Annotated in this window: 2 rRNA genes (1 of these 2 cut by a window edge); both read left to right on the forward strand. The window is 51.7% G+C overall.

Going from position 1 to position 3022, the window contains the following annotated elements:
* Positions 1–2793, forward strand: a 23S ribosomal RNA gene (locus FPT12_RS27500); it begins 147 nt to the left of the window's first position.
* 156 nt (positions 2794–2949) lie between these two features.
* Positions 2950–3022, forward strand: a 5S ribosomal RNA gene (gene rrf / locus FPT12_RS27505); the annotation flags it as partial.

Consider the following 3022-nt stretch of genomic DNA (forward strand, 5'->3'; position numbering starts at 1 on the left):
TTGATCCGGAGATGTCTGAATGGGGGAACCCACCTAACATAAGTTAGGTATCTTAAGCTGAATACATAGGCTTAAGAAGCGAACCAGGGGAACTGAAACATCTAAGTACCCTGAGGAAAAGAAATCAACCGAGATTCCCTTAGTAGTGGCGAGCGAACGGGGACTAGCCCTTAAGTGGCTTTGAGATTAGCGGAACGCTCTGGAAAGTGCGGCCATAGTGGGTGATAGCCCTGTACGCGAAAATCTCTTAGTCATGAAATCGAGTAGGACGGAGCACGAGAAACTTTGTCTGAATATGGGGGGACCATCCTCCAAGGCTAAATACTACTGACTGACCGATAGTGAACTAGTACCGTGAGGGAAAGGCGAAAAGAACCCCGGAGAGGGGAGTGAAATAGATCCTGAAACCGTATGCGTACAAGCAGTGGGAGCCCACTTTGTTGGGTGACTGCGTACCTTTTGTATAATGGGTCAGCGACTTATTTTCAGTGGCGAGCTTAACCGAATAGGGGAGGCGTAGCGAAAGCGAGTCTTAATAGGGCGTCTAGTCGCTGGGAATAGACCCGAAACCGGGCGATCTATCCATGGGCAGGTTGAAGGTTGGGTAACACTAACTGGAGGACCGAACCGACTACCGTTGAAAAGTTAGCGGATGACCTGTGGATCGGAGTGAAAGGCTAATCAAGCTCGGAGATAGCTGGTTCTCCTCGAAAGCTATTTAGGTAGCGCCTCATGTATCACTGTAGGGGGTAGAGCACTGTTTCGGCTAGGGGGTCATCCCGACTTACCAAACCGATGCAAACTCCGAATACCTACAAGTGCCGAGCATGGGAGACACACGGCGGGTGCTAACGTCCGTCGTGAAAAGGGAAACAACCCAGACCGTCAGCTAAGGTCCCAAAGTTATGGTTAAGTGGGAAACGATGTGGGAAGGCTTAGACAGCTAGGAGGTTGGCTTAGAAGCAGCCACCCTTTAAAGAAAGCGTAATAGCTCACTAGTCGAGTCGGCCTGCGCGGAAGATGTAACGGGGCTCAAACCATACACCGAAGCTACGGGTATCACTTAGGTGATGCGGTAGAGGAGCGTTCTGTAAGCCTGTGAAGGTGAGTTGAGAAGCTTGCTGGAGGTATCAGAAGTGCGAATGCTGACATGAGTAACGACAATGGGTGTGAAAAACACCCACGCCGAAAGACCAAGGTTTCCTGCGCAACGTTAATCGACGCAGGGTTAGTCGGTCCCTAAGGCGAGGCTGAAAAGCGTAGTCGATGGAAAACAGGTTAATATTCCTGTACTTCTGGTTATTGCGATGGAGGGACGGAGAAGGCTAGGCCAGCTTGGCGTTGGTTGTCCAAGTTTAAGGTGGTAGGCTGGAATCTTAGGTAAATCCGGGATTCCAAGGCCGAGAGCTGATGACGAGTGTTCTTTTAGAACACGAAGTGGTTGATGCCATGCTTCCAAGAAAAGCTTCTAAGCTTCAGGTAACCAGGAACCGTACCCCAAACCGACACAGGTGGTTGGGTAGAGAATACCAAGGCGCTTGAGAGAACTCGGGTGAAGGAACTAGGCAAAATGGCACCGTAACTTCGGGAGAAGGTGCGCCGGTGAGGGTGAAGGACTTGCTCCGTAAGCCCATGCCGGTCGAAGATACCAGGCCGCTGCGACTGTTTATTAAAAACACAGCACTCTGCAAACACGAAAGTGGACGTATAGGGTGTGACGCCTGCCCGGTGCCGGAAGGTTAATTGATGGGGTTAGCTAACGCGAAGCTCTTGATCGAAGCCCCGGTAAACGGCGGCCGTAACTATAACGGTCCTAAGGTAGCGAAATTCCTTGTCGGGTAAGTTCCGACCTGCACGAATGGCGTAACGATGGCGGCGCTGTCTCCACCCGAGACTCAGTGAAATTGAAATCGCTGTGAAGATGCAGTGTATCCGCGGCTAGACGGAAAGACCCCGTGAACCTTTACTATAGCTTTGCACTGGACTTTGAATTTGCTTGTGTAGGATAGGTGGGAGGCTTTGAAGCGTGGACGCCAGTTCGCGTGGAGCCAACCTTGAAATACCACCCTGGCAACTTTGAGGTTCTAACTCAGGTCCGTTATCCGGATCGAGGACAGTGTATGGTGGGTAGTTTGACTGGGGCGGTCTCCTCCTAAAGAGTAACGGAGGAGTACGAAGGTGCGCTCAGACCGGTCGGAAATCGGTCGTAGAGTATAAAGGCAAAAGCGCGCTTGACTGCGAGACAGACACGTCGAGCAGGTACGAAAGTAGGTCTTAGTGATCCGGTGGTTCTGTATGGAAGGGCCATCGCTCAACGGATAAAAGGTACTCCGGGGATAACAGGCTGATACCGCCCAAGAGTTCATATCGACGGCGGTGTTTGGCACCTCGATGTCGGCTCATCACATCCTGGGGCTGAAGCCGGTCCCAAGGGTATGGCTGTTCGCCATTTAAAGTGGTACGCGAGCTGGGTTTAGAACGTCGTGAGACAGTTCGGTCCCTATCTGCCGTGGACGTTTGAGATTTGAGAGGGGCTGCTCCTAGTACGAGAGGACCGGAGTGGACGAACCTCTGGTGTTCCGGTTGTCACGCCAGTGGCATTGCCGGGTAGCTATGTTCGGAATAGATAACCGCTGAAAGCATCTAAGCGGGAAACTAGCCTCAAGATGAGATCTCACTGGGACCTTGAGTCCCCTGAAGGGCCGTCGAAGACTACGACGTTGATAGGTTGGGTGTGTAAGCGCTGTGAGGCGTTGAGCTAACCAATACTAATTGCCCGTGAGGCTTGACCATATAACACCCAAGCAATTTGCGAACTCGAAAGAGACCAGATTGCGGTGTGTGAAGACGAAATGAACCGAAAGTTCGAGTTGCTCACAAAACACCTGACTGTCACATACCCAATTTGCTGAAGCGAGACCCACTGGTCACGACTCAGTACCCGAATTTCTTGACGACCATAGAGCATTGGAACCACCTGATCCCATCCCGAACTCAGCAGTGAAACGATGCATCGCCGATG

It is taken from the genome of Pseudomonas sp. H3(2019) (assembly GCF_007713465.1).
Lineage (GTDB): Bacteria > Pseudomonadota > Gammaproteobacteria > Pseudomonadales > Pseudomonadaceae > Aquipseudomonas.